Annotated in this window: 21 protein-coding genes and 2 pseudogenes; 12 read left to right on the top strand and 11 right to left on the bottom strand. The window is 70.2% G+C overall.

Annotation, left to right across the window (positions count from 1 at the left end; all coding sequences use genetic code 11):
- Positions 1–29: 29 nt before the first annotated feature.
- Positions 30–695, bottom strand: coding sequence for a type III effector protein (locus IM697_RS24950; RefSeq protein WP_194038335.1), 666 nt, complete (start codon positions 693–695; stop codon positions 30–32).
- A 128-nt stretch (positions 696–823) separates the two neighbouring features.
- Between IM697_RS24950 and IM697_RS24945 the strand changes: the two genes are divergently transcribed.
- From IM697_RS24945 to IM697_RS24935, 3 genes are all read left to right on the top strand, one after another.
- A complete protein-coding gene (locus IM697_RS24945; protein ID WP_194038334.1) occupies positions 824–1,255 on the top strand; it encodes an Hsp20/alpha crystallin family protein in 432 nt (143 codons plus the stop codon).
- Between the two features lie 102 nt (positions 1,256–1,357).
- Entirely contained in the window at positions 1,358–1,753 is a 396-nt protein-coding gene (locus IM697_RS24940; protein WP_194038333.1) for a DUF2267 domain-containing protein, read from the top strand.
- A gap of 69 nt (positions 1,754–1,822) precedes the next feature.
- Positions 1,823–2,257 (top strand): DUF2267 domain-containing protein, encoded by a 435-nt coding sequence (locus IM697_RS24935; RefSeq protein ID WP_407699549.1) that lies wholly within the window; start codon positions 1,823–1,825, stop codon positions 2,255–2,257.
- Positions 2,258–2,298: 41 nt separating this feature from the next.
- On the opposite strand, the gene IM697_RS24930 is transcribed toward IM697_RS24935, so the two are convergent.
- Positions 2,299–3,369, bottom strand: a complete 1,071-nt coding sequence (locus tag IM697_RS24930; protein ID WP_194038331.1) for a class I SAM-dependent methyltransferase — start codon at positions 3,367–3,369, stop codon at positions 2,299–2,301.
- A 684-nt stretch (positions 3,370–4,053) separates the two neighbouring features.
- Between IM697_RS24930 and IM697_RS24925 the strand changes: the two genes are divergently transcribed.
- Entirely contained in the window at positions 4,054–6,108 is a 2,055-nt protein-coding gene (locus IM697_RS24925) for a SpoIIE family protein phosphatase (RefSeq protein WP_194049855.1), read from the top strand.
- Positions 6,109–6,456: 348 nt separating this feature from the next.
- Here IM697_RS24925 and IM697_RS24920 read toward each other — a convergent pair whose 3' ends face one another.
- Positions 6,457–6,948, bottom strand: coding sequence for a hypothetical protein (locus IM697_RS24920; protein WP_194038330.1), 492 nt, complete (start codon positions 6,946–6,948; stop codon positions 6,457–6,459).
- A 50-nt stretch (positions 6,949–6,998) separates the two neighbouring features.
- Here IM697_RS24920 and IM697_RS24915 point away from each other — a divergent pair, with 50 nt between their 5' ends.
- Both IM697_RS24915 and IM697_RS24910 read left to right on the top strand, forming a co-directional pair.
- Positions 6,999–7,436, top strand: coding sequence for a hypothetical protein (locus tag IM697_RS24915; RefSeq protein ID WP_194038329.1), 438 nt, complete (start codon positions 6,999–7,001; stop codon positions 7,434–7,436).
- 381 nt (positions 7,437–7,817) lie between these two features.
- Positions 7,818–8,252 carry a VOC family protein gene (locus tag IM697_RS24910; protein ID WP_194038328.1) on the top strand — a complete coding sequence of 145 codons (435 nt, stop codon included), beginning with the start codon at positions 7,818–7,820 and terminating at the stop codon, positions 8,250–8,252.
- An 88-nt stretch (positions 8,253–8,340) separates the two neighbouring features.
- Here the strand turns inward: IM697_RS24910 and IM697_RS24905 are convergent, their stop codons facing one another.
- Positions 8,341–8,757: a MerR family transcriptional regulator gene (locus tag IM697_RS24905; protein WP_194038327.1), complete on the bottom strand. Its 417-nt coding sequence runs from the start codon at positions 8,755–8,757 to the stop codon at positions 8,341–8,343.
- A gap of 347 nt (positions 8,758–9,104) precedes the next feature.
- On the opposite strand from IM697_RS24905, the gene IM697_RS24900 reads away from it, so the two are divergent.
- Complete coding sequence (locus IM697_RS24900) at positions 9,105–10,607, top strand: SulP family inorganic anion transporter (RefSeq protein ID WP_194038326.1); 1,503 nt, start codon at positions 9,105–9,107, stop codon at positions 10,605–10,607.
- Positions 10,608–10,933: 326 nt separating this feature from the next.
- On the opposite strand, the pseudogene IM697_RS24895 reads toward IM697_RS24900, so the two are convergent.
- Positions 10,934–11,197 (bottom strand): annotated as a pseudogene (locus tag IM697_RS24895) (long-chain fatty acid--CoA ligase); the annotation flags it as partial.
- Between the two features lie 423 nt (positions 11,198–11,620).
- Here IM697_RS24895 and IM697_RS24890 point away from each other — a divergent pair.
- The gene (locus tag IM697_RS24890) at positions 11,621–11,770 is read left to right on the top strand and encodes a hypothetical protein (RefSeq protein ID WP_194038325.1); all 150 of its coding nucleotides are present in this window, start codon (positions 11,621–11,623) and stop codon (positions 11,768–11,770) included.
- An 806-nt stretch (positions 11,771–12,576) separates the two neighbouring features.
- Here IM697_RS24890 and IM697_RS45995 read toward each other — a convergent pair.
- Together IM697_RS45995 and IM697_RS24880 are read right to left on the bottom strand one after the other, a co-directional pair.
- Positions 12,577–12,709 (bottom strand): annotated as a pseudogene (locus IM697_RS45995) (IS701 family transposase); the annotation flags it as partial.
- A 76-nt stretch (positions 12,710–12,785) separates the two neighbouring features.
- Positions 12,786–13,352, bottom strand: a complete 567-nt coding sequence (locus IM697_RS24880) for a CGNR zinc finger domain-containing protein (protein ID WP_194038324.1) — start codon at positions 13,350–13,352, stop codon at positions 12,786–12,788.
- Positions 13,353–13,455: 103 nt separating this feature from the next.
- On the opposite strand from IM697_RS24880, the gene IM697_RS24875 reads away from it, so the two are divergent.
- Both IM697_RS24875 and IM697_RS24870 read left to right on the top strand, forming a co-directional pair.
- The gene (locus IM697_RS24875; RefSeq protein ID WP_194038323.1) at positions 13,456–14,634 is read left to right on the top strand and encodes an epoxide hydrolase family protein; all 1,179 of its coding nucleotides are present in this window, start codon (positions 13,456–13,458) and stop codon (positions 14,632–14,634) included.
- A 661-nt stretch (positions 14,635–15,295) separates the two neighbouring features.
- Positions 15,296–15,703, top strand: coding sequence for an SseB family protein (locus IM697_RS24870; RefSeq protein WP_194038322.1), 408 nt, complete (start codon positions 15,296–15,298; stop codon positions 15,701–15,703).
- A 37-nt stretch (positions 15,704–15,740) separates the two neighbouring features.
- Here the strand turns inward: IM697_RS24870 and IM697_RS24865 are convergent, their stop codons facing one another.
- A complete protein-coding gene (locus IM697_RS24865) occupies positions 15,741–16,124 on the bottom strand; it encodes a hypothetical protein (RefSeq protein ID WP_194038321.1) in 384 nt (127 codons plus the stop codon).
- Between the two features lie 182 nt (positions 16,125–16,306).
- The gene (locus IM697_RS24860; RefSeq protein ID WP_194038320.1) at positions 16,307–17,335 is read right to left on the bottom strand and encodes a LacI family DNA-binding transcriptional regulator; all 1,029 of its coding nucleotides are present in this window, start codon (positions 17,333–17,335) and stop codon (positions 16,307–16,309) included.
- A 314-nt stretch (positions 17,336–17,649) separates the two neighbouring features.
- Here IM697_RS24860 and IM697_RS24855 point away from each other — a divergent pair, with 314 nt between their 5' ends.
- A complete protein-coding gene (locus IM697_RS24855) occupies positions 17,650–19,734 on the top strand; it encodes an RICIN domain-containing protein (protein ID WP_194038319.1) in 2,085 nt (694 codons plus the stop codon).
- A 175-nt stretch (positions 19,735–19,909) separates the two neighbouring features.
- On the opposite strand, the gene IM697_RS24850 is transcribed toward IM697_RS24855, so the two are convergent.
- Positions 19,910–21,496 (bottom strand): glycerol-3-phosphate dehydrogenase/oxidase, encoded by a 1,587-nt coding sequence (locus IM697_RS24850; protein WP_194038318.1) that lies wholly within the window; start codon positions 21,494–21,496, stop codon positions 19,910–19,912.
- A complete protein-coding gene (locus IM697_RS24845; protein WP_194038317.1) occupies positions 21,493–22,092 on the bottom strand; it encodes a TetR/AcrR family transcriptional regulator in 600 nt (199 codons plus the stop codon). The genes IM697_RS24850 and IM697_RS24845 overlap by 4 nt, the downstream gene beginning before the upstream one ends.
- Before the next feature lie 73 nt (positions 22,093–22,165).
- Here IM697_RS24845 and IM697_RS24840 point away from each other — a divergent pair, with 73 nt between their 5' ends.
- Entirely contained in the window at positions 22,166–23,764 is a 1,599-nt protein-coding gene (locus IM697_RS24840) for an FAD-binding oxidoreductase (protein ID WP_194038316.1), read from the top strand.
- The last annotated feature ends 23 nt before the right edge of the window (positions 23,765–23,787 follow it).

Below are 23,787 nucleotides of genomic sequence, written 5' to 3'. Positions count from 1 at the left end.
TCATCGCCCTGCCGCCGCGTGCCGGCCGGTCAGTCGGGGGTGGCTGGGGGCCTGGCGGAATTCGTGAGGGTGTCGAGTTGGGCGGCGAGGTCGGGGTGGGCGGGGGTCAGGTGGGGGCGGGTGGCGTTGAGGGGATCGACGAGGGCGGCGGGGTCGTCGTGGGCCAGGGCCGCGTGGAGTTGGCTGAGGGGGAGGCGGGCGGCGGTGGGGAGGTCGGTGAGAGCGGTGATCTGGCCGGAGATGCGGCGCAGGTCGGCGGCGTTGCGGCGGGCCCAGGCGGCGATGGTGCGCTCGGCGGCGCGACGTTCGCGGGTGGCCTGGACGCGTTGTTCGCCGGTGGTTCCGGCGGGGCCGGGCCGGTTGCGCAGGTAGCGGCGTTCGGCGGCCTGGCGGCTGGCCACGCCGAGTGGGTGGGCGAGGTCGGCCCAGCTGGCTCCCGCCTGGCGGGCGGTTTCGATCAGACCGGTTTCCCATTCGGCGAGCTGCTCGCGAACCTGCCGCAGCAGAAGAAGGGAGGCCAGGGCCTGCTCAGGGCCGACATCGTGGACATCGGGGGCGCCGGGCTCCTCGTGCTGGGCGACGCGCAGGGCGTCGTCTATGGCTTCCAGTGCCGCAGCGGCGGCGAGAAACGAAGCCGGGTTCTGGGCGTCGGCGTTGGAGGGGGTCGGCTGGATCGGCTGATCGGCTGCTGTCATGAGCACCTCCCTCAGAGGTTGTCATCCTGTGGATGACATCGTGTTTGTCATCCATTGGATGACATGTTACAACGGTTTCAGTGAGCGCATTGGCAGCAACTGCCCGAACCCGCTGGAGGTGTCTGACGATGTTGATGCGCACCGACCCCTTCCGTGAGCTCGACCGGCTGGCTCAGCAGCTGACGAGCCCGGGCACCTGGTCGCGCCCGGCCGCGATGGCGATGGACGCCTACCGCGAGGGCGACGAATACGTGGTGGCCTTCGACCTCCCCGGCGTCAGCGCGGACGCGATCGACATCGACGTCGAACGCAACATGCTGACCGTCAAGGCCGAGCGCCGGCCCGTGGCGAAGGCCGACGACGTGCAGATGGAACTGTCGGAGCGGCCACTGGGCGTCTTCTCCCGCCAGATCGTGCTGGCCGACACGCTGGACACCGAGCACATCAAGGCCGACTACGACGCCGGCGTGCTGATCCTGCGCATCCCGATCGCCGAACGGGCCAAGCCCCGCAAGATCGCCATCGGCGGGGGATCCGACCGCAAGGAGATCTCCGGCTGAGCCGGGGCGAAACGCGCCGAACAGCGGCGGAGGACGGGCACCTGATCTCCCCCCCTCACCCGTCCTCCGCACCCCTACGGAGCGAAGAAGGGGGCGGCCGACGTGACCCTGCAACGGGAGGCGTTCCTCGACCATGTGCGAGAACGCGGCGAGTACGACAGCCGGCAGGAAGCAGAACGCGCGACCCGCGTGGTACTCGCCCTGCTGGGTGCTCACCTGGTCGGCGAAGTGCGCGCCCAGCTGGCGGCACGCCTGCCGGAACACTTCGCCCTGATCCTCCTCAACCCGCTACAAAGCGCCGAACCCCTGCCACCGGAGCGGTTCGTGCGGGCGACAGCGGCCTGGATCGAGGGAGCCACCGAACAGACCGCGGCCTGGGATGTCAGCGCCGTCCTCAGCACGGTCGCCGACGCGGCCGGCGACGACCTGCTCAAGCAGATGCTGCTCCAGCTCCCCGAGGGCTACGACCTGCTCTTCGGTCGCCCCCAGCCCACCTGACCCCCTGATTGTCCGCGCGCCCTGTGGGTCCGGCACCACCACAGCGACAGAAAGGCGAACACCGCAGTGATGTCCGACCGGCGTGCACCGCTCCAGCACACGCCCGTGATGACGTACGAGCAGATGCTGGAGAAGGTTCGCTACGAAGGCGCCTACCCCACCCGGGAACAGGCAGTGGAAGCCGTCCGTCTGGTCCTCGCCGGACTCGGACGCCAGTTGACGGGCGACGAGCGCGTCGAACTGGCCGCTCGCCTGCCCCTCGAAGCCGCACGCATCCTCACCGCACAGATCCCCGACACCCAGCCGCTGACCGGCTGGGCCTTCGTCAAGGACCTCGCCGCCCGCGCCGGCGCCCCCGTGGGCACCACCCGCTGGGACACCGGCTCCGTCCTTCGCGCCGTCGCGGCCCTGTCCGGCCCCGACCTTCTCACCCGCATCCTGCACCAACTGCCGTCCGGCTACGCACTGTTGTTCGGCCGCGCCGAACTCACCCCAGCGGCATAGGCAGGGCGCCCTCGGCTACGCCCTCCTCGTGACCGTGCAGCCTACGGCTTGATGTCGTACAGGACGTTGAAAGGGTCGTCGGCCGTGGACCGGGCCACGGCGCTGAAACCAGCTTCGGCACACAGGTCGCGTACGACCGCCTCGGGCATACCGCACGTTCCGAGGGCGGCTCCCCCGTTCGCGAGGGAGGTGGTCATGCAGTAGAACATGCTGAAACCGTAGAACATCGATGCGACAGGGCCGACGTTGTCCTCGGGCCGGTCCTCGCTGTTGATCTCGAGCATCAGGTAGTCGCCGTCGTCCCTGACGGCGGCCCTGATGGCGGACAGAAGCCGCTTCGGCTCCGCCGCGTCGTGGATGACGTCGAAGGTGGTGATGAGGTCGTAGCGTCCGGGGAGCCCCCGGGCGGCGTCGACCGTCTCGAAGGTCACACGGTCTGCGACACCGGCCTTCTCCGCGTTCGCCCGAGCGCGGTCCACCTGGGCCGGGAAGTTGTCGAAGCCCGTGAAACGCGAGCGGGGAAACGCCTCGGCGAGCACGATCAGGGCGCGGCCCGCACCGCATCCCACGTCCGCGACGTCGATGCCCCGCTCCAGCCTCTCGACGACGTGCGGGAACGTGCTCAGCCAGTCGTCGACCATCACGCTCTCGAACCAGCTGCCGGTGAAACGGCTCATGCCGTCCCACAGGATGTCCGGGTAATCGCTCTGCCGTACGCCGCCCCCGCTCCGGAAGGCCTCGCTCAACCGCTCGTACGGCGCCAGCGCCGCAGGCATCATCTGGTAGACACCGCCGAGGAACATGGGCCCCGATTCGTCCACCAGGGCCGGTGCGTGCTCGGCGGGAAGGGTGAAGCGCCCGGGCTCCGGTTCCTCCAGATAGCCCGCGGCGGTCATACCCCGCAGCCACTCACGAACGTAACGCTCATTGAGATCCAGACGGTCCGCGAGCTCCCGGCTGTCGGCGGGGCCGTTGGCCGCGAGGTCCTTGAACAGGCCCAGCCGGTCTCCCAGGTGGCACAGACCGACGGTCATCGTCCCGCTGAGGTCCCCGAGCGCCTTCTCCATGAAGGCCTCGACCTTTGCTTCGTCCACTTCTCGCTGTGCTGCCACCGTGTCCCTCCTGGCCGAGCACGATCGCGGGATGCGACCGGTCCTGCCAGCCAAGCACCGAGCTGCTGCGTTGCGTCGCCGCCACGACGGGCGGAGCCGCTAGGGCCTGTTCTCCTCACCTGATCCGGGTATCGGATCCGCTACGTCTTCGTCGACTGCCAGGTCTGTGAGGCCCGCCCCGGCGCCGCAGCGCGCTGCTGACCGTGGCGGGCGTGGCGCCGAGCACCTCGGCCACGTCGACCGCCGGGAGCAACGTCCGTCGCGGACGCCGGCAGCACAAGCCGCGACGTCGGCAGTCCGCCGTCGATCCCGGCCGCCGACCGCGGCGAGGGTCCGCACCACCACTGGCAGGTGTCGACCGCGTCGACCACAGCAACGGGAACCGTCGTCGTGCGACAGCGCACCCGCCTTGAACGCCCCGGTCCTATCGAGCGGACGGACCGCGATCTCCACGGCCCACGGCCTGAACCGCCGAGGCCGGCGACGCCGCCGACGCGTCCGCCACTCGGTGCAGGACCATGCCGATCATCTTCGCGGGCCGCCCATGGGTGACGTGTGGTGTCGGCTGCCGCGACAACCCCATGGGCGTATGGTCCGAATGTGGGTGATGTACGCCTTCCCGCAGACCCCGTCGACCTCTCCGCAGCTCCCGGGGAACGGCTTGAGGCTGTTCTGGGTGAGGTGATGCGGGGCACGGACGCGTCGGTGGGGCTGGTGTACGTGCTGCCGCCCGGGGAGCGGGTGCTGCGGCTGGTGCTGGTGGCGGGTGTGCCTGCACAGATCGCCGCGCCATGGGCGCGGATCCCGGTGGACGCCCGGATCCCGGTGGCGGACGCCATCCGGGACCGGCGGCTGGTGTGGCTGCCGAGTCAGGAGGAGATGGCCCGGCGCTATCCCAGGGTGGGGATCGTGCTGCCGTACGACTTCATGCTGGCCGCGGCACCGATCACCACCGATACCGATACGTGTGGCGGCCTCGTGCTGCTGTGGCCCGTCGGACATCCGCCGGGACTGAGCCCGACCCAGCACGAGGCCATCGCCACCTTCTGCCGGGATGCCGGGGGAATCCTTCGACAGGCCGAGGGCGGTGGCTGTCTGCCGTTTTCCGTCGACGAGCCACGTGTCCTGCCGCCGCCCCATCCGCAGGGTGAGGCGGACCCGGCCCGGGCTCGGGCCGCGCTGGAGTTCACCCACCGTGTGCCGGTGGGCTGTTGCTCCCTGGATCTGGACGGCCGGATCACCTTTGTCAACCCGGCCGGTGCCGACCTGGTGGGCACCGGCGACCTGCTGGGCAAACTGCCCTGGGAGGTGCTGCCGTGGCTGCGTGACCCGGCCTTTGAGGACCGCTACCGGCAGGCGGTGGTGACCCGCCGGCCCACCTCCTTCACCGCGCTGCGCCCCCCGGACACCTGGCTGTCCTTCCGGCTCTATCCGGACGAGAGCGGCATCAGTGTCCACATCACCCCCGCTCCCATCGGGAGCACCGTCGCTGAGCCCTCGCCGGGTCCCACACAGCCGGTCGGGGCGACGGTCGGGGCGACGTCGCTGTACCACCTGACGCACTTGGCGGTGACCTTGACCGAGGCGGTCGGGGTCGGCGACGTGGTCGAGATGACCGGCGATCAGCTGGTGCCGGCGTTCGGTCCGACGGCCCTCGCGCTGATGGCCGCGGAGGAAGGCAGGCTGCGGATCATCGGGTACCGCGGCTACAGCGCCGAGCTCGTCGCCCGCTTCGACGGTGCACCGCTGACCTCCGAAACCCCGGCCGTACGGGTTCTGACCACCGGTGTCCCGGGCTTCTTCGCCTCGTTCGCCGACCTCAAGCGGGCCTACCCACCGGCCGTCCACCAGGACGGGATGGCCTCCTGGGCGTTCCTGCCCCTGATCGTCTCCGGCCGTCCCGTCGGCTCACTCGTCCTGGCCTACGACCGGCCCCGTTCCTTCCCGCCGTCCGAGCGGGCGGTGCTGACCTCCATCGCCGGGCTGATCGCGCAGGCCCTCGGACGCGCCCGCCTCTACGACGCCAAGCACAGCCTCGCCCACACCCTGCAGACCGGCCTGCTGCCCCGCACTCTGCCCGCCGTGCCCGGCCTGGACGTGGCCGCCCGATACCGGCCGGCCGGGCACGGCATGGACATCGGCGGCGACTTCTACGACCTCATCCATGACACCCCCACCACGGCCGTGGCCGCGATCGGTGACGTCCAGGGCCACAACACCGAGGCCGCGGCTCTCATGGGACAGGTCCGCACCGCCGTCCACACCCACGCCACCGTCGGCACGGCGCCGGCCGAACTCCTCGCCCGCACCAACCGTCTCCTCACCGACCTCGACGCCGAGCTGTTCACCAGCTGTCTGATCGCCCGTCTCGACCTCGCCCACCACCGGGCCCACCTCGCCACCGCCGGCCACCCCCCGCCGTTGCTGCGCCACCCCGACGGCCGTACCGAAGCCCTCGACGTCCCCACCGGGCTGCTGCTCGGCATCGACCCCGAGGCGGACTACCCCGGCACGGAGATCTCCCTCCCACCCGGCGCCGTGCTCGTCCTGTACACCGACGGACTCGTGGAAGTCCCCGGCACCGACATCGGGGATTCCACCCGCCGACTCGCCCGGCACCTGGCCCGAGAAACGGCCCACGGCCTGGACGACCTCGCCGACAGCCTCCTCCACCACGCCGACCGTTCCGCCCCGAGGAGCGACGATGTCGCCCTCCTCCTCATCCGTCCGCGTGTGTGAGCACTGCCGGTCCACGACAGCCGTGTCGCCCAACGGAGATCCCGCGCCCGAGCCGAAGACGTCGCCCAACTGTCCGAGAGAGATGGCTTCGCTCCTGGGAGGCGAGCAGGCCGACATGCTGCGCGCCGGCCGCCGGCGTCTGCCGACGCATCGGCGCCACCGTCCCGGCCAACGCGCTCCCGGTCGGCAGCGGCGTTCAGTCCATCGGTCGGATCACGGTCGGCGTGCCGGACGATTTCCGCGTCCAGGACCTCCGCCACACCCGCCGCCGAGTCGACGGACCTCATGGTCCGTGCCGGTCAGTCCTGCGAGCGAGCGCGGCCGGCGTCCGAAGTTCGGCAGGCAGCGTCAGTCGGCGTCCAGCGCGATCGCGTCGGGAACGGCGTCGAACGCCTCGTCCACGCGGGCGGCCAGCGTCGCGCGTCCCCCCTTGCCACGACTGCCGGCTCCTTTGCCGCGGCCGGCGGTCCAGTTCTTGGCGCCGACACGGTAGGCGCCGAAGGCGATCTCGCCGAGGAGGCGGAGGCGTACGTCCTCGCGGCTGTCCCGGCCGAGTTTGACCTCGAGTTGTTCGACGATCTGCTCCTGGTGGTACGTGAGTGATACGACGGCGACGACGGCCAGAACCACCGCGATGGCACCGAAGACCCGTGCGAACCCGGCCGGGACGCCGGAGGCGTCGGCGGCGAGCGCGGACAGGGCGACCAGGCCGAGTACGCCGTCGACCCGTTTGGTGGTGTTCATCAGCCCGGAGGCCGCCCCGGCGCCGGACGGGTCCACGCCGCTGGCGACCGCGGTGGTGATCGGGGCGAGCAACAGTCCGCTCCCGACGGAGATCACACCAGAACCCGACGGCGCAGACGGCGGCGCTCGTGAGGAAGGGGACGGCGGTGCGCAGGAAGTGCGCCGAGATCGCCCCGGGGTGCCCGCCCTCCTTCGGCTGGGTCACGATTACCGCGTCGGGGAACGACCGGGCCCGGCTGCTGTGCGCACGCCTGGCCGAACAGGGCATGCTCAGCACGGAGTTGATCCCCGTATCCGAAGCCGGTGAACTCGGCGGCCCAAGCCGTGGCAGCCAGCGCCCGGCGAGGTGGTCGGGCGGTGCAGCGGATTCTTTCGGAGCCCGTCGCAGCCCTGCCATCGGCTTCCATCTCACCGACGGCGGCCTCGGCGTCGCGGTGCGCGAGACCGCCCTGGTCTCCTTGCAGCCGCACCCGGGCAACGCCCGGCTCATCCTCGACAGCGAGAACGGCCCGCGTCGCATCCTCTCCTGCGCTTCGAACGAGCCCGGGGCGCCTCCCGGCCGTCCGCACCTGTTGCACCCGTGAGGGGAACGCGGCATACGCTCACGTCACGTGAATGATGATGGCGGCAGCCCTGCCCACCGCCTGGGAACGGCCTGAGCCGCCGTTCGGGCCGCCCGACCAGTCCCACATGCCGCGAACAACCATGGCGTGCACTCACGGATGGCTTGCGGGGTGTGGTCCGCTGGGTGCCGCGGTCGTCCGACGGGCGCTGGTGGGCGTACCGACCAGGGAATCCGGCGCGCGTCCTTAGGGGATGGGCGAGGCCGGGCTGGATGACGGGCCGAAAACCCCTCGACGCCGCCGGAGAAGGGTGTTTACGATCTCTGGCGCGGCATCGCGTGTCGGTCACCGGCCGGGTGAGGCATGGAGGCGCCGCGGAGATGCCCGTGGAGGCATTGACCAGTGTCAGTCGAGTTCAACCACACCATTGTTCTTTCCCGTGACCGGGAGAAGTCCGCTCATTTCCTCGCCGATGTCCTGGGGCTCGAGGTTGGCGAGCCGGCCGGGATGTTCCTGCCGGTGACGACCGCCAACGGCGTCACTTTGGACTTCGCGACCGTCGACATCGACATCCCCACGCAGCACTACGCGTTCCTCGTCTCCGAGCGGGAGTTCGACCAGGTGCTCGCGCGGCTCGTGGCGGCCGGGGTGCCGATCCAGGCCGACCCGCACGGCCGTCACCCTGGTCGAATCAATCGCAACGACGGCGGGCGGGGTGTGTACTTCGGGGATCCGGCCGGTCACGGCCTGGAGGTCATCACCCGCCCGTACGGCAGTGATCCGAACTCGCCGCTGAACGGCGTCACCGAAGAGGTACCGGGCGCCGTAGGGGCCTGACCGTCACGCGGCCGAATGGCATCGAGGGGCGCGGCCCTTGGCGGTCCGCGCCCCTCGTCCCGTAGTCCCGTACTACGGCCGGGGCCGCTCAGGCACCCGAGCGGGCGTCCGCCTGCAGGCGGCGGCGCAGAGTTGCGGCGAAGTCCTCGGCCATCTCCAGCCGGGCCCGCAGGGTCTCGCAGCGGGCGTCGGCAACCTCGCGGTAGGAGTCCAGCCGCTCCCGCAGGCGCTTGAGCTCCTCACCCACGGGCCGGTCGTCGGTGGCGGCGAGCCGGTCGGTGATGTCCAGCAGGTCCCGCATCTCCTCCAGGGAGAAGTCCAGCGGCTTCATACGGCGGATCACCATCAGGCGCTCGACGTCGGAGTCCGTGTACAGCCGGAAGCCGCCCTTGCTGCGGGCCGAGGGGATCACCAGGCCCACTTCCTCGTAGTGCCGGATGGTGCGCAGAGACAAACCGGTCCGCTCGGCCACCTCACCGATCTGCATCTGCCGCTGATCCGTCATCGCCCCATGATCCCCTTCGTTGTTTCCTTCGATTTTCGAATCCGTAAAGCACCACAGCTTACGTGAGATGAATCACTGGGTCCTGCCGGGTATTTACCTGCGTTTCACACGCCGCAAGTCGCACTCTGCCCTCACGTCAGGGTAGAGTCTCTCCCTGTTCACCGCCGCCGTCGAGGCTGATGGCAGGAGTGGACGCCCATGGCGCGGGCCCCGACCGGGCCCCGATGGCATCCGAAGACTTCCGGGCCATGATGCCCGAGGAATTCGCTCCCCGCGTGCGCGGAGTCATGTACGACGCGTGTACGTGTCCCTGCCCGTGACCCGTGCGCCTGAACAGAAACGGTTGCATGTCCTCACTGCTGTCCGCAGCCCCGAAGTTCCGCCTGTCCAAGCCCGACTGGCTGGACTCCCCGAAGGTCCTGCGCACCGAGGTGCTGGCCGGCCTGGTGGTCGCCCTGGCCCTGATCCCGGAGGCGATCTCCTTCTCGATCATCGCCGGGGTCGACCCGGCGGTCGGTCTGTTCGCCTCCTTCACCATGGCGGTCGTCATCTCGATCGTCGGCGGCCGCAAGGCCATGATCTCCGCCGCGACCGGCGCGGTCGCCCTGGTCATCGCCCCGCTCAACCGGGAGCACGGCCTCAGCTACCTGATCGCGGCCGTCATTCTGGCCGGCGTCTTCCAGGTGATCCTGGGCGCGCTGGGCGTGGCCAAGCTCATGCGGTTCGTGCCGCGCAGCGTGATGGTCGGCTTCGTCAACGCCCTCGCCATCCTCATCTTCATGGCTCAGGTGCCGGAGCTGACGGATGTGCCGTGGATGGTCTACCCGCTGGTCGCGGGCGGGCTCGCGCTGATGGTCTTCTTCCCGAAGGTCACCACGGTGATTCCGGCCCCGCTGGTCTCCATCATCATCCTGACCGTGATCACGGTGGCGGCCGGAATCGCCGTGCCGACCGTCGGCGACAAGGGCGAGCTGCCCTCCTCACTGCCGGTGCCGGGCCTGCCGGACGTCCCCTTCACGATGGACACGCTGACGACGATCGCCCCCTACGCCTTCGCCATGGCGCTGGTCGGCCTGATGGAGTCGCTGATGACGGCCAAGCTGGTCGACGACATCACCGACACCCACTCGGGCAAGACCCGCGAATCCATCGGCCAGGGCATCGCCAACATCGTCACCGGCTTCTTCGGCGGCATGGGCGGCTGCGCCATGATCGGCCAGACCATGATCAACGTACGGGTCTCCGGCGCCCGGACCCGCCTGTCGACGTTCCTGGCCGGCGCGTTCCTGATGGTGCTGTGCATCGCCTTTGGCCCGGTCGTCTCCGACATCCCCATGGCCGCGCTCGTGGCCGTCATGATCATGGTGTCGTTCGCGACCTTCGACTGGCACTCCATCGCCCCGAAGACGCTTCGGCGGATGCCGCTCGGCGAGATGACCGTCATGGTCGTCACCGTCGCCTGCGTGGTCGCCACCCACAACCTCGCCATCGGCGTCGTCGTGGGCTGCATCACCGCGATGGTCGTCTTCGCCAAGCGCGTCGCGCACATGGTCAACGTCTCCGGTGTCGTCGACCCCGACGGCAACCAGGTCGTCTACGCGGTCACCGGCGAGCTGTTCTTCGCCTCCTCCAACGACCTCGTCCACCAGTTCAACTACAAGGACGACCCGGACGACATCGTCATCGACCTCTCCGACGCGCACATCTGGGACGCCTCGTCCGTCGCCGCTCTGGACGCCGTCGAGACCAAGTACGCCCAGCGGGGCAAGAAGGTCACCATCGTCGGCCTGAACAAGCCCAGCGCCGACATGCACGAGCGCCTCGCCGGCCAGCTGACCGGCAGCCACTGACCGGACCGGCCGCCCCTCCCCGACGGACGTAGTGGGGGAGGGCGCCCGGACCCGCTCGTCGAGGTGGACAACGTCGGCGAAGCCCCGGAGCACGCGAGCCCAGTCCGGGCCGCGGTATGCGCTGCCCGTGGGCGTACGGCGCTGTCCGTGACCCGCTGCCTGCTGCGCTCCCAGCACCGGGCGACGCCGTTCCGCCCCTTCGCCGATGTGACCACTGCGGAGTTGCGGGCTGGTGGCGGCACACCCTGGTCGCTCACGGTCTGCCGCCGGCGAAGGCCAGGTGGGGCGGTCCGGTACGGCTGCGTGCCGTACCGGACTCATGGAGGTCACGCTTCGCGGGAACCTTCGTACATGGCCTCGATGGCATCGGCGTACTCGCGCTCCACGACAGGCCGCTTGACCTTGAGGCTCGGAGTGAACTCACCGTGCTCCACGTCGAGGTCACGCGGCAGGACCGAGAACTTCTTGACGGTCTGCCACCGCTGCAGTTCGCCGTTGACACGCTGGACAAAGCCGTCGATCAGCTTGTGCACCTGGGGTGACGAGACGACCTCCGCGTAGCTGCGCCCGCCGAGATCATGAGATGCCGCCAGAACCGCGACGGCGTCCCGGCGGTGTTGCAGGAAACTCGTGGTCTGCCAGTCACCTGCGGTGACACCCACGCCCCGCCGGTCGAATCGGTACGAGGCCACGCGCTTCGCGGCCAGGGCCTTTGCCACGGCCCGACCGAGGTGGAGGTGTCCCGCCAAATTGAGTGAGACGCGTGGACCCGGTTCGTTGGGACCAGATCGTCTGAGACCCGTCGGCTGACATTGTCTCAGCTGATCTGGTCGTCGCAGGTCACAGCTACGGCCACGGACGTGGGCGTTCGACACGGGACAGACGCTTGGTCAATCGCAGCGTTCTGACCAAGTGCGACCACGGGCTGTCAATCCGGCCCCGCCGACATCACACGCCCCACCGCCGCCCAAGCGAGAGCCAGCGACAGCTCGCAGCGCGCCGTTCAGTAAGTTGTGCGCTATCGGATCGTCGACCACGTCCTCACCCGCGACCCGTCCTTCGGTCACTTCACCGACATCGTGGCCCTGCCCGAGTTCCAGCGGTGGCGGCAGGCACAGCGCGTTGACCGGGTCCGGTCCGTACAAGGTGCCGAACGGAGCTGAAGGCGCCGCGCCGCATGCGCCGTTGAGTCGGTACGGCCGTGGGCAGGGGAGCAACTGCCGTACGAGAGCGTCCGTCGCCCACCGCTCCCAGCGCTCCGGGGACCAGCCCCGGCTGCTGACCAGCAGACCGTAGGTCTCCGGGCCCAGGACGGCCAGCGCGATGTCGGCGGCGGACGTGGCGTCGTGGCCGTCGCGCAGCGAGCCGGACGTCTTGGCCGTGAGTGTCTCGGCGAAGCGGAGCTGGACCGTGTGGCGCTGCTGCTGGTTGGCCGCCAGAACTCGGCCAGTTCCGGGTCGGCGGTCGCCGCGCCGCGCACGACCTCCAGGACCGGCGCGGCGCGCTCGAGGACACGGCGGGCGCCGGCGGCCTGGAGGGCGAGCTGGGCGGCGGGGTCGGTTTCGGTGACTACCTCGCGGGCCCAGGGGCGGTCCAGGGTGGCCACCGGGAAAAGCCGGTGCTTCGCCCGGGCCCGTGATCAGGAGACCGACCTGGTGCACTTGACGCTGAGCTGAGCACGCGCCGCCGTCGGAACTGCTTAACCGGCCCATGCGCGGCCGCCCGGGAGAAGTCCAAGGTGACCCGCCCCAGGGCAGCGGGCCTGGTCGTCCGCCGGAAGGTCGGCCTCTACGAGTTTCGTGACTACCTGCCCCGACGGCGCATACCAGCGCCTGCGCGACGCGGGCATTGACCAAATCCCTCGCCGCGGGAGCGATGCTTCCACTTCTGCCGGGCCAGGCTGCGAACGGGTCGTGGACGGGGTGGTCGGGCGCCCAGCGGGTCACCACAGTGTTGTGGCGGTTGGTGCGGTCACCCACCGCAACGGGATCCTGTCGGCGATCGCACGGCGGACCATCGCTCGGCCACGGCCACTCGGTCTCGAAGCCGACCGTGTCGTCGATGGCTGACCGCCGGCATCGTTCCCGGTCGTCCGTCCAGGACGCGGTCCAGACCGCTTTCCCACAATCTGACATCAGCAAGGTCCCCACCACTTCGAGTGACGTGCTCAGCACGCAATTATCCGGAGCTCTTGCGCTTGTTGGCATTGAAGCGCGCCTTCTTCTGACGATTCCCGCACGTGTTCATGTCGCACCATTTGCGGGTGCGGCTTTGGCTGGTGTCGAAGAAGGCGGCTCGGCAGGTTGGCGATGCGCACAAGGCCAGTCTTCCGTCTCGTTCGCCTGCGATGATGCTGATCGAGTCGGCGGCGATAACGCTCAGCGCATCCTCCACGCAGGAAGTCGAGCTGAGTCGCCATTGCCGATTGTTCTCGGGCGTCAGAATGGCCGCGGCCCGACCCTGAGTACTGCGGTCATTGATGACCTGGACAGCAGACGCAGGGAGAGGGTCTTGGATCGCGGCCGCTGTCAAGGCGGCGTGGATTGATTCCCTCAGTTCCCGAGCGAGTTCGAGCTGGGCGGTGGTGCAGGAATCCACGGCCAGGCCATTCACCGCCAGCCAGTCGACGAGTCGTTGCGGCGTGGGAATACGTTCCACAGCGTCGCCGCGACGCTCCGTCAGGGTCGCCGTGAAGCTGGTCGCCAGCACCTTACCGAGACGGAATTCAGGGAACCGAGCATGCATGGAACCACCTTAGCTGGTTGCACGCCGACATCGAGAGATGCTAGAACCGTCTTAGCCGGTTCGCGCCAGGTCCAAGCCGGCTCCACGACGACCGGGAGGTCTCATGCCCAGCGAGGTGCAAGCAGGCGAGGTGCAAGCATTTGAAGCCCACGCAACTGACGCTGACCTCGACGATCTGCGCGCGCGATTGGTCGCGGCGCGGCTCCCGGAAGCTGAGACGGTCTATCGCGCGGCGCCCGACCCTCGCCGATGGGCACAGGGCGTTCCTCTTGCCGACCTCGTCGATGTCGTGGACTACTGGCGCACCGGGTACAACTGGCGCTCGTTCGAAGCGCGCCTTAACCGGATCGGCCAGTTCCGCACGACCATTGACGGTCTGGGTATTCACTTCCTGCACCGTCGATCCGCACGCGCAGATGCCACTCCTCTGATCTTGACGCACGGCTGGCCGGGCAGCATTGCTGAGTTCGTCGACCTAGTGGATGAGCTGGCAGATCCGAAAGATGCGGACGCGCCGGCGTTCCACGTCGTGGTCCCGTCGTTGCCAGGCTTTGGCTACAGCGACAAGCCGGCCACCACCGGGTGGGGAATCGAGAAGATCGCGGCCGCGTGGGTGGAACTGATGGGAAGGATCGGCTACAGCAAGTTCGTAGCCCACGGCGGCGACTGGGGTGGTGTGATCACTACGGTCCTCGGCGGCAGGTTCCCGACGCACGTTCTCGGTATCCACACAACGACCGCGCAGGCACCGCCCGGGTTGACGACGGACGGGCTGACGGCGGCCGAGCGCACATGGGCCGAGGACACCCGCGATTTCTGGCGCCACCGCGCGGCGTACGCGAAGCAGCAGGCGACCCGACCGCAGACCATCGGCTACTCGCTCGTCGACTCACCAGTCGGGCTTCTCGCCTGGATCCTTGACAAGTTCGCTGAGTGGACAGATACCGAGGACAGCCCGTTCGAGAGGATTTCCAGGGACAGGGTTCTCGACGACGTCACCCTGTATTGGCTGACGCGGACCGGCGCGTCGTCGGCCCGCATCTACTACGAAAGCCACGACTCGCTCGACCCCGACCTTCGGGTCGATGTCCCGTCAGCAATCAGTGTGTATCCCCGGGACATCGAGAAGTGCCCGCGTGCCTGGGCACAGGAGCGGTTCCGGCAGATCGTCCGATGGAGGTCCCCTGAAGCCGGGGGACATTTCCCGTCGCTGGAGGTTCCCGAGTATTTCGTCAAGGATCTGCAAGGAGGCCTCGCGGCAGTGCTGGCCGCCAATCGGTGAAGACGCTGGGTGTGGAGCCCGAATCCGGCGGCTGATGATCTGATGGTGTGAGCTGACGGTGGGTGAGGCAATCCGGCGGTCGGCGAGTAGGCGCGGCGGCCCGGCCCGCTCGGCGTCGGGGACGAGTCAATCGCTGGATCCGGGCTCCGTAGGGCCTGGGTAGCGGGGCGCGGCTCGGGCCGGGAGGGGGGCGCCTCCGGGCCGGTGCCGGCCGACATGGCCTGGATGCCGTTGTGGTTGAAGCCGGGGTCGGGTTCGTCCGGGGCGGGCATCGGGTGCGGTGTCCGGGCGGTGCTTGGTTCGGGGATCCGGGCCGGTGCTCGGCGCGGATATGGGTGCCACGGAATCGGGCTCTGGGTTCACCACTTCCCTCTGCGTCGATGCGGGTCCGCTGTGGGTCAGCATGCTTCGACGACTATGTGATCACTCGTCCGTCCGGCAGGGGCGTCTTCCGCGGTTCCACGGGTCGGCCTACCGCGATTCGTCTGACGGCAGTGATCGATCGGCGTTGATCGTCGTTGAGCGATCTTTGACGGGTCAGAGACAGCCCCAGGATGGCACTCGTGCGCCGGACTCACCGCATGGTTGCAGCGATCGCGGGTAGATGGAGTTAGACGATCCGTCGTCCGGGAGTGGCTCTGTGTAAAAAGGGTGCGGCGCTATGACTGAGATCCCGGCAGAGGTCTTCGAATCGGTGGCACGGAAGGCTCTGCAAGACCTGTCCACCACGGGGGACGTACGGGCGCTCGAAGCGCTGGCTGGCTGTGACGTGCTGATCCCTGCGATCGGCGGCATCCGATATACGCGTAGCCACAGTGAGCTGGTGCGGCTTGTGCTGCCGGTGATCGAGAGTGTCCATGACGCCCCTGCGGTCATGGTCTTCACCTCGGAGGAACGACTGTTCAGGGCCTTTCCCCAGGTGCCCTGCTACAGGCCGGTCACCCTGCGGGACCTGGCCTCCCGCTGGCCGAGCGATGAGGTGCTGCTGGTGATCGACGCCGGGGACGAGGACGAGCTGACCCTGTCCGCGCACAGGGCGCGGTGGCTGCTGGGTCGCTGCCTCGTGTGACGGCCGGGAACCGGCGGATTCGGGCCGCCGGTGGTGGTCAGCGTTGGTCGTGCTCACGTGTGCTCATGGAGAGGCTGCGGCGCCTTCGCCTGGTTGGGGAACGTCGGACGGCGGGACCTATTTGATCCGTCCGGAAACTGTCGTATCTCCCCTCCACCGCCCGCTGCACCAGGCAGTACTCCACCTCGGCGCCGCTAGCCAGCCATACGCCCTCGGCGGCGGCCTTCTCGGCCGGCGTCCGCAGGCTCACGCGGGGCGCGAACCCGTACGGGCTGCCCTCGACGTGCGGGTCGCAGCGCACCATCCCGGCCGGGATCGCGATCACGTCGGGTTCGCGCGGCAGTTGGCCCATGGTGCCCGCGGTGTAGCCCGCGAACCCAACGTCCTCGCCCTGCAGCGCGTCCGCCGCCTCGACGGGCACGAGCTCGGCGCGGGGCTTGCCGGTCCGGGTCGTGAAGGTGAGACGAGCAGGAACCGTACGCCGTCCGCCATGACGCGTGACGCGACGGGAGTGACGGGAGTGGCTGAGTGGCGGATGTGGGAGGGGTCGGGGTCGGGCCAGCGGATCGGACGCGGGCACTCCCGGAGGGTGTCCCCTCACTGTCATGACCGCGGTCGTGCCGCGTGACGCTCCTGGCCCGGTGGTGGCGGTGCGGTGCTGTCGCGCCGTACGAGGCGGGTCGGGACGAGTGTGGTGCCATGTCCCGTCGTCTCCTGTACGGGTCGGCGGATCTTGCCGAGGACCCCTTCCACGCAGAGTCGTCCCACTTCGGCGAAGTCCTGGTGGATGGTGGTGAGGGGAGGCAGGAAGGACGCGGATTCGGGGATGTCGTCGAAGCCGACGACGCTGATGTCGTCGGGCACTCTCCGGCCGCGTTCGTGCAGGGCGCGCAGCAGCCCCAGCGCCATCTGGTCGTTGGCGGCGAACACGGCCGTGCAGTCCTGCTGGTCGGCGAGTCGGAGCCCGGCCCGGTAACCGGATTCGGCCGACCAGTCGCCGCGCACGAGGGGCGGTGGGAGGCGGCCGGCCTCGGTGAGGGTGGCGCGCCAGGCGTTGGCGCGGCGCTGGGCGGCGAACGAGCCCTCGGGGCCCGCCAGATGCCACACCGTGTCGTGACCGAGGTCCAGCAGATGCCGCACGGCGTCGCGGGCTCCGCCCACCTGGTCGGTGTCGACCACGGTGTAGCGGTCGCCGGCGTCCGAGTCGGCCACCACGACCTGGACGCCGGGCGGCAGCGAGACGGTCGCGGCGTCGAGCAGGTGTATCTCCATGATGACGATGACGGCGTCCACGGCGAGTTCGCCCAGGCGGGAGAAGGCCCCGTTCACCTCGTCCTGGGTCGGCACGGCGACGGGAAGGAGCGTGACGGCGTAGCCCTGCTGGGCGGCGGACGTGGCGATGGCCTCGAGGGTGCGGATGTTCCCCATGGTGGACAGGGAGAAGGTGATCACGCCGAGGGTGCGGAACTCGCCGCGCTTGAGCGCCCGCGCGGCACTGTTGGGCCGGTAGCCCAGCTCCCGCATGGCGGCCAGGACCTGTCGACGGGTCTCGTCGGTGACGCCGGGGAAGCCGTTGGAGACACGGGAGACCGTCTGGGAGGAGACGCCCGCTACACGGGCGACATCGGCCATCGAGGCACCCTGCCGGGGGCGGGCCGTGCGCCTTCTTGTACGGCTCTCCGACGGACGCGTTCCCGGCGGCGCGCCGCCACCGTCGTCGGTCGTGTCCATGCCGTCCTCCAGCCACGCAACTTTCGGTCCCGGACGACTCCTTGACCGCCGAGATTCCGACAGTGTAGACATCGCGCCAATGGATGTTTACGTAAACATCACCTAGTCGAAATCGTACGAGAGCGTACTGAAACGCACCAGACCGCCCCCGAGCGGGCCTCGATCTCCGCGTTCCGCCGGGACGTGCGGTACGCGGAAGAGCTGGAGTACTGGAGATGGCACACCGCACGCGCAAGAGAAGGCTCCTCGGGGCCATCGGCATCACCGCCCTGGCGACCGGAACCGTCCTGGCCACCACCACGCTGCCTCTCGCGCACGCCGAGACGGCCGCGGCCACCGCCGCGGTCACGGTCCGGCCCGACCCCTCCTACCGGCAGGAGAAGTTCGAGGGCTGGGGCACCAGCCTGGTCTGGTTCGCCAACGCCACCGGCGACTACCCGCCCGCGATACGGGAGAAGCTGGCCAAGCTCCTCTTCGGGGACGCCGGCCTCGCGCTGAACATCGCCCGCTACAACATCGGCGGCGGCAACGCCCCGGACGTCAAGGACTACCTGCGCGCAGGCGGCGCGGTCGAGGGCTGGTGGAAGGCCCCGGCGGGCACCACCCGCGAGGACGTCGACTGGTGGGACGCCGACGACCCCGCCGACTGGAACGACAAGGCCGACGCCACTCAGCGCTGGTGGGTCGACCGCATCAAGAAGGACATCACCCACTGGGAGACGTTCAGCAACTCGCCGCCGTGGTTCATGACCGAGAGCGGCTATGTGTCCGGCAACTTCGACGCGGGCAAGGACCAGCTCAAGACCGAGTCCGTGGACGACTTCGCCAAGTACCTGGTGGGTGCGACCGAACGCCTCGAGAAGGCGCACCGCATCAAGGTCGACACCCTGGACCCGTTCAACGAGCCGAACACCGACTACTGGGGCACCAAGCTCGGCCCGGACGGCGAGCCCGTGGGCGGCCGTCAGGAGGGGGCCCACATCGGCCCCGAACTCCAGCAGAAGGTGATCCGCGCGCTGGGTCCGACCCTTGCGAAGTCCCGTACGCACGCGGAGATATCCGCGATGGACGAGACCAACCCCGGCAAATTCGCCACCAACTGGAACTCCTACCCGCAGGAGGTCCGTGACCTCGTCGGCCAGATGAACGTCCACACCTACGGCACCGGCCAGCGCACCACCGTGCGGGACCTGGCCAAGGCCGCGGACAAGCCGCTGTGGATGAGCGAGGTCGAGGGCGACTGGGGCGACGGACAGAGCTTCACGGACATGCGGCCGGGTCTCGGCCTGGCCCAGCGCATCGTCGACGACCTGCGTGAACTGGAGCCCCGTGCCTGGGTGTTCTGGCAGCCCGTCGAGGACTACGACAACATGAAGCCCGGCGGCGAGTCCGCGAAGGGCGGCAACTGGGGCGAGATCCAGCTCTCGTTCAGCTGCACCTCGAAGGACACCCTCGAAAGCTGCCCGATCTACACCAACACCAAGTTCGACACGGCCCGTAACTTCACCCACTACATCAAGCCCGGCGACCGGCTGATCAAGACGAACGACACCTCCAGCACGGCCGCGCTCTCCCGCAAGGGCGACGCGGCGACCGTCGTCCACGTCAACAGCACCACCGGGGCCCGTGAGGTCACCCTCGACCTGTCGAAGTTCGGGCGAGTCTCCTCCCGGGCCACCGTCACCCCGGTGGTGACCAGCGCCGACGGCAAGCTGGAGCGGCAGAAGCCGGTCCGGGTCACCGGCAGGCAGGCCACGGTCACCGTGCCCGCCCAGTCCGTGACGTCCTTCCTCGTCAAGGGCGTGTCCGGGGTGGCCCGGGAAGCGGCCGAGCTCCAGAAGGGCCACACCTACCGGCTCACCGGCGTCCAGAGCGGCAAGGACCTCACGATCGCCGACAACGGCACCGGCCTCGTCATCAAGAGCGCCGACGCCGCCGATCCGAGCGGCCAGCAGTGGCGGCTCAAGCAGATCCGCGGCCATGACAACCGCAAGCGGTACGTCTTCACCGAGGCGACGGAGGGCAAGCGTCTGGCCGTCCGGGAGGGCGCCCTGGTGGCCGAGCCCGACCGGGGCCGCCGCGACAACGCCGCCCAGTGGATCATGTCGACCACCGGCGACGGCACCTGGACTCTCGTCAACGCCGCCACCGGCCAGCTTCCCGACGTCGCCGGCCAGTCCACGAACGAAGGTGCCGCAGTCGGCGTCTGGCAGCCCAACTCCGGCGCCAACCAACGCTGGAAGGTGACCGACGTGACGGCGGACTCCCCGTCGGACTACGACGGCTCACAGGCCGGGTAGCGCCTCAGCCCGGCAGCATTGCGTCACGAGTCCCGACCGCGACGTCCCCGGCCCGGCCGGTGGAGTACGCATGGACGTCGTCGGGCGAGACTCGTGACGCACAATTCGACCTGGCAGGGCAGGACGGCGCGGGCGCCGGTCGAGCACTGGCGCCCGATGCCTGAGCGGGTTGCCCCTACACGTCACCCACCTGCGCCGACACCTCACCCAGCACCTCGCGCACGGCGTCCAGCGCCGCCGCCCGGTCGGCCGGCACCAGTCCGATGCGGGTGCGCCGGTCGAGCAGGTCGGACTCGTGGAGGGCGCCTTCGTGGCGTACGGCCCACAGGAGTTCGGCGGCTGTGACGGGATGGCCCGGCAGTACGGGTCCGCCCAGCCGGGGATCGCGCGCGGTGAGCGCCTGGACGGCCGCCGCCTCGGTGCCGTAGCGCTGGACGAGGCGGCGCGGTGCCCGGACGGCACCGAGGGCCTCGGGTGACGCGGCGCCGACGAGGGGGAGGGAGGCGGTGCGGGAGGGGCCGGCCGGGAGGCGGTGTGCGGCGACGGCGGCGTCGACGGCGTCCTCGGCCATCCGCCGGTACGTGGTGAGCTTGCCGCCGAGCACGGTGGTCACGCCCTCCGGCGAGGTGAGGACCGCGTGCCGGCGGGAGATGTCGGAGGTCCGTGACGCACCGCCCGAGTGTGCCGCCGGCGTGGTGTCGAGCAGCGGACGCAGGCCCGCGAACGCGCCCACGACGTCGTCGCGTCGGACCGGGACGTCCAGGACCGAGCCGAGGACGTCGAGCAGGAAGCCGATGTCGCTCTCGGGCACGTCGGGGACGTCGGGGATGTCGCCCTCGACGGGCTCGTCGGTGAGGCCGACGTAGACCCGGCCGTCGCCCTGCGGCAGCACGAGGACGAAGCGGTTGGTCTCGCCGGGGACCGGCACATGCAGCCCCGCGGGCAGCGGGCCGAGGTGCTCGGAGCGCAGCACGAGATGGGTGCCGCGCGAGGGGCGGATCCGGATGCCGTCCACCAGGCCGCCCGCCCAGACCCCGGACGCGTTGATCACGGCACGGGCCCTGATCTCGCCCTCCTCGCCGGTGAGCTCGTCCCGTATGCGGGCGCCGGACGCGGTGAGTTCCAGGACCCTGACACGCGTCAGGATCCGCGCGTGGTGGGCGGCGGCGGTGCGGGCGATCGCGGTCACCAGACGGGCGTCGTCGGTGAGCCGGCCGTCCCAGGACAGCAGGCCGCCGCGCAGTCCCTGGGTGCGCAGTGCGGGGGCGAGATGCCGGGTCTCCACCGTGGAGAGGCGGCGCGGTGCGGGCAGGGTGGCCCGGGCGGTGCGGGCCGCCAGGCGCAGGGTGTCGCCGGCCCGGAAGCCCGCCCAGGCCAGGGCGGACTGGGCACGGGAGACCAGGGGGGTCAGCGGCAGCACGAAGGGCTGGGCCCGCACCAGATGCGGTGCCGTGCGCTCCATCAGCACCCCGCGCTCGACCGCGCTCTCGTGGGCGACGTCGAGCTGCGCCGAGGCGAGATAGCGCAGCCCGCCGTGGATGAGCTTGCTGCTGAAGCGCGAGGTGCCGAAGGCCAGGTCATGGGCGTCGACGGCGGCCACCGTCAGCCCCCGGGCGGCGGCGTCCAGCGCGGCCCCGGCGCCCGTCGCGCCCAGCCCGACGACCAGGACGTCCACGGCCGGACCGCCCACGGTCGCGGCGAGTTCACGCGAGCGGCGGGCGGCGGACAGTGACGATCCGGGCAGGTCGGTGGCGGCGGTCATGGCGTGAGGGTCCTCTCCAGGATGCTGCGCAGTTCCGTCAGGAACGCGTCGCTGCTCAGGTCGGCGTCGTCCTCGTCGGTCATGGTCCGCAGGGACAGGGTGAAGGACTGGACGATCAGCAGCAGGGACCGCGCCTGCCGTTCCACGTGGCCGTCGCGTACGGATCCGTCGGCGTGGCCCTCCCGCAGCGCGTCGCCGAGCAGGGCGAGCAGCGCCTCCTGGCTCGCGCCGCGGCGGTCGAGGACGTAGGGCAGGAGCAGTTCCGGATCGACGTCGACGATCTTCAGGAAGAGCGGGTGGGCGCGGAAGGCCTTCGCCCCGGCCACCAGCCCCTCGACGATCAGGTCGCGCGTGTCCGTACCGGGCCGCCGTTCGGGCATGGCGCCGGTGGCGACCGCGACCCACTCCCGGGTCATCAGGTCCCCCACCAGGGAGCGCACATCGGGCCACCGCCGGTACAGCGTCATCCGCGAGACACCCGCGCGGCGGGCCACGTCGGTCAGCGTCGTACGGCGGACCCCGACGGCCAGGACGCAGTCGCGCACCGCGTCGAGCACGGTGTCGCCGTCCGAGTAGTTGTGACGAATAGGCGTCATGTGTCACAGTGTAACGCCTGCGGGGCCGTCCGGGACACGGCATCGCTCGATTCGACCGGTGAGGACGAGACCCATGGACATGCTGTGGAGCGGCTGGGGCGACCCGGCCAAGGCGGCGCCGCTGCCCGAGACCGTGGTCGGCCTGCTTCGAGACCTGCTCGGAGTCAAGCCGCGCACCGCCGGGCCGGTCGCCCTGGACGACATAGCCGTGCCCGAGCCGGGACTCGAACCCGCCGCCCGCCAGGCCCTGTCCGCCGCGGTCGGCGGGGCGGAGCACGTGCGCACCGACGCCGAGACCCGCATCCGCCACACCCGCGGCAAGTCCACCCCCGACCTGCTGCGGATCCGCGACGGCGAGGTCGACGACGTCCCCGCGGCGGTCGTCCTCCCCGCCGGCCACGACGACGTCCTCGCCGTACTGCGCGCCTGCGCCGAACACGGCCTGCCCGTGGTCCCGTTCGGGGGCGGCACCTCCGTCGTCGGCGGCCTCGCCCCCGCCCGGCGCGGCCCCTTCGTCGCCCTGGACCTGCGCCGCATGGACCAGTTGCTCGCCCTCGACCCGGTCTCCCGCACCGCCACCCTGCAACCCGGACTGCGCGGGCCGCAGGCCGAGGCACTGCTGGCCGAACACGGCTTCACCCTCGGCCACTTCCCCCAGTCCTTCGAGTGGGCGAGCATCGGGGGATTCGCCGCCGCCCGCTCCAGCGGTCAGGCATCCGCCGGCTACGGCCGCTTCGACGAGATGGTCCTGGGCCTGACCCTCGCGACCCCCGAGGGCACCATCGACTCGGGCCGCGCACCGCGCTCGGCGGCCGGGCCCGACCTGCGCCAGCTCCTGCTCGGCTCGGAGGGCGCGTTCGGCGTCATCACGTCCGTGACCGTGCGGATCCGACCCGTCCCCGAGACATGTGTCTACGAGGGCTGGCGCTTCGACTCCTTCGAGGCGGGCGCCGCCGCACTGCGCCGGCTCGCCCAGGACGGCCCCCGTCCGACGGTGCTGCGGCTGTCCGACGAGACCGAGACCCTCGTCGGCCTCGCCCAGCCCGACGCCATCGGCGCCGCCGACGCCGGGCAGCGGTCCGCCGGATGCATGGCGATCGCCGGCTACGAGGGCACGGACGAGGACATCACGTACCGCAGGCAGCGGGGCTCGGCCGTGCTGCGGGAGTGCGGCGGAACCCCGCTGGGCGAGGACCCGGGGCAGCGCTGGGCGCACGGCCGCTACTCGGCGCCCTATCTGCGGGACTCCCTGCTGGACGCCGGGGCGTTCGTCGAGACGCTGGAGACGGCGACCTTCTGGTCACGCGTCCCCGAGCTCTACGCGGCCGTCCGTGACGCCCTCGCCACGACACTCACCGAGGCCGGCACCCCACCGCTGATCATGTGCCACATCTCCCACGTCTACGAGAACGGCGCCTCGCTGTACTTCACCGTCGTCTCGGCCCAGGGCGACGAACCGGTCGCACACTGGGAGAGGGCCAAGCACGCCGCCAACGAGGCGATCCTCGCCGCGGGCGGCACGATCACCCACCACCACGGCGTGGGCACCGACCACCGCGACTGGTACGTCCGCGAGGCCGGCCCCCTGGGCATCGACGCGCTGCGTGCCGTGAAGCGGCGACTGGACCCGGCGGGCCTGCTCAACCCCGGCGTGCTGCTGCCGCTCGACTGACCCGCACACCAAGACCGCCACCC

This window comes from Streptomyces ferrugineus (assembly GCF_015160855.1).
GTDB lineage: Bacteria > Actinomycetota > Actinomycetes > Streptomycetales > Streptomycetaceae > Streptomyces > Streptomyces ferrugineus.
This window is presented reverse-complemented; position numbering and strand designations above follow the sequence as displayed.

Excerpts from the sequence above, each read along its gene's own strand:
- IM697_RS24950 (WP_194038335.1), bottom strand. The coding sequence starts at position 695 with ATGACAGCAGCCGATCAGCCGATCCAGCCGACCCCCTCCAACGCCGAC.
- IM697_RS24945 (WP_194038334.1), top strand. The coding sequence starts at position 824 with ATGTTGATGCGCACCGACCCCTTCCGTGAGCTCGACCGGCTGGCTCAG.
- IM697_RS24935 (WP_407699549.1), top strand. The coding sequence starts at position 1,823 with ATGTCCGACCGGCGTGCACCGCTCCAGCACACGCCCGTGATGACGTAC.
- IM697_RS24925 (WP_194049855.1), top strand. The coding sequence starts at position 4,054 with ATGCGGGGCACGGACGCGTCGGTGGGGCTGGTGTACGTGCTGCCGCCC.
- IM697_RS24905 (WP_194038327.1), bottom strand. The coding sequence starts at position 8,757 with ATGACGGATCAGCGGCAGATGCAGATCGGTGAGGTGGCCGAGCGGACC.
- IM697_RS24900 (WP_194038326.1), top strand. The coding sequence starts at position 9,105 with ATGTCCTCACTGCTGTCCGCAGCCCCGAAGTTCCGCCTGTCCAAGCCC.
- IM697_RS24880 (WP_194038324.1), bottom strand. The coding sequence starts at position 13,352 with ATGCATGCTCGGTTCCCTGAATTCCGTCTCGGTAAGGTGCTGGCGACC.
- IM697_RS24875 (WP_194038323.1), top strand. The coding sequence starts at position 13,456 with ATGCCCAGCGAGGTGCAAGCAGGCGAGGTGCAAGCATTTGAAGCCCAC.
- IM697_RS24870 (WP_194038322.1), top strand. The coding sequence starts at position 15,296 with ATGACTGAGATCCCGGCAGAGGTCTTCGAATCGGTGGCACGGAAGGCT.
- IM697_RS24860 (WP_194038320.1), bottom strand. The coding sequence starts at position 17,335 with ATGGCCGATGTCGCCCGTGTAGCGGGCGTCTCCTCCCAGACGGTCTCC.
- IM697_RS24855 (WP_194038319.1), top strand. The coding sequence starts at position 17,650 with ATGGCACACCGCACGCGCAAGAGAAGGCTCCTCGGGGCCATCGGCATC.
- IM697_RS24850 (WP_194038318.1), bottom strand. The coding sequence starts at position 21,496 with ATGACCGCCGCCACCGACCTGCCCGGATCGTCACTGTCCGCCGCCCGC.
- IM697_RS24845 (WP_194038317.1), bottom strand. The coding sequence starts at position 22,092 with ATGACGCCTATTCGTCACAACTACTCGGACGGCGACACCGTGCTCGAC.
- IM697_RS24840 (WP_194038316.1), top strand. The coding sequence starts at position 22,166 with ATGGACATGCTGTGGAGCGGCTGGGGCGACCCGGCCAAGGCGGCGCCG.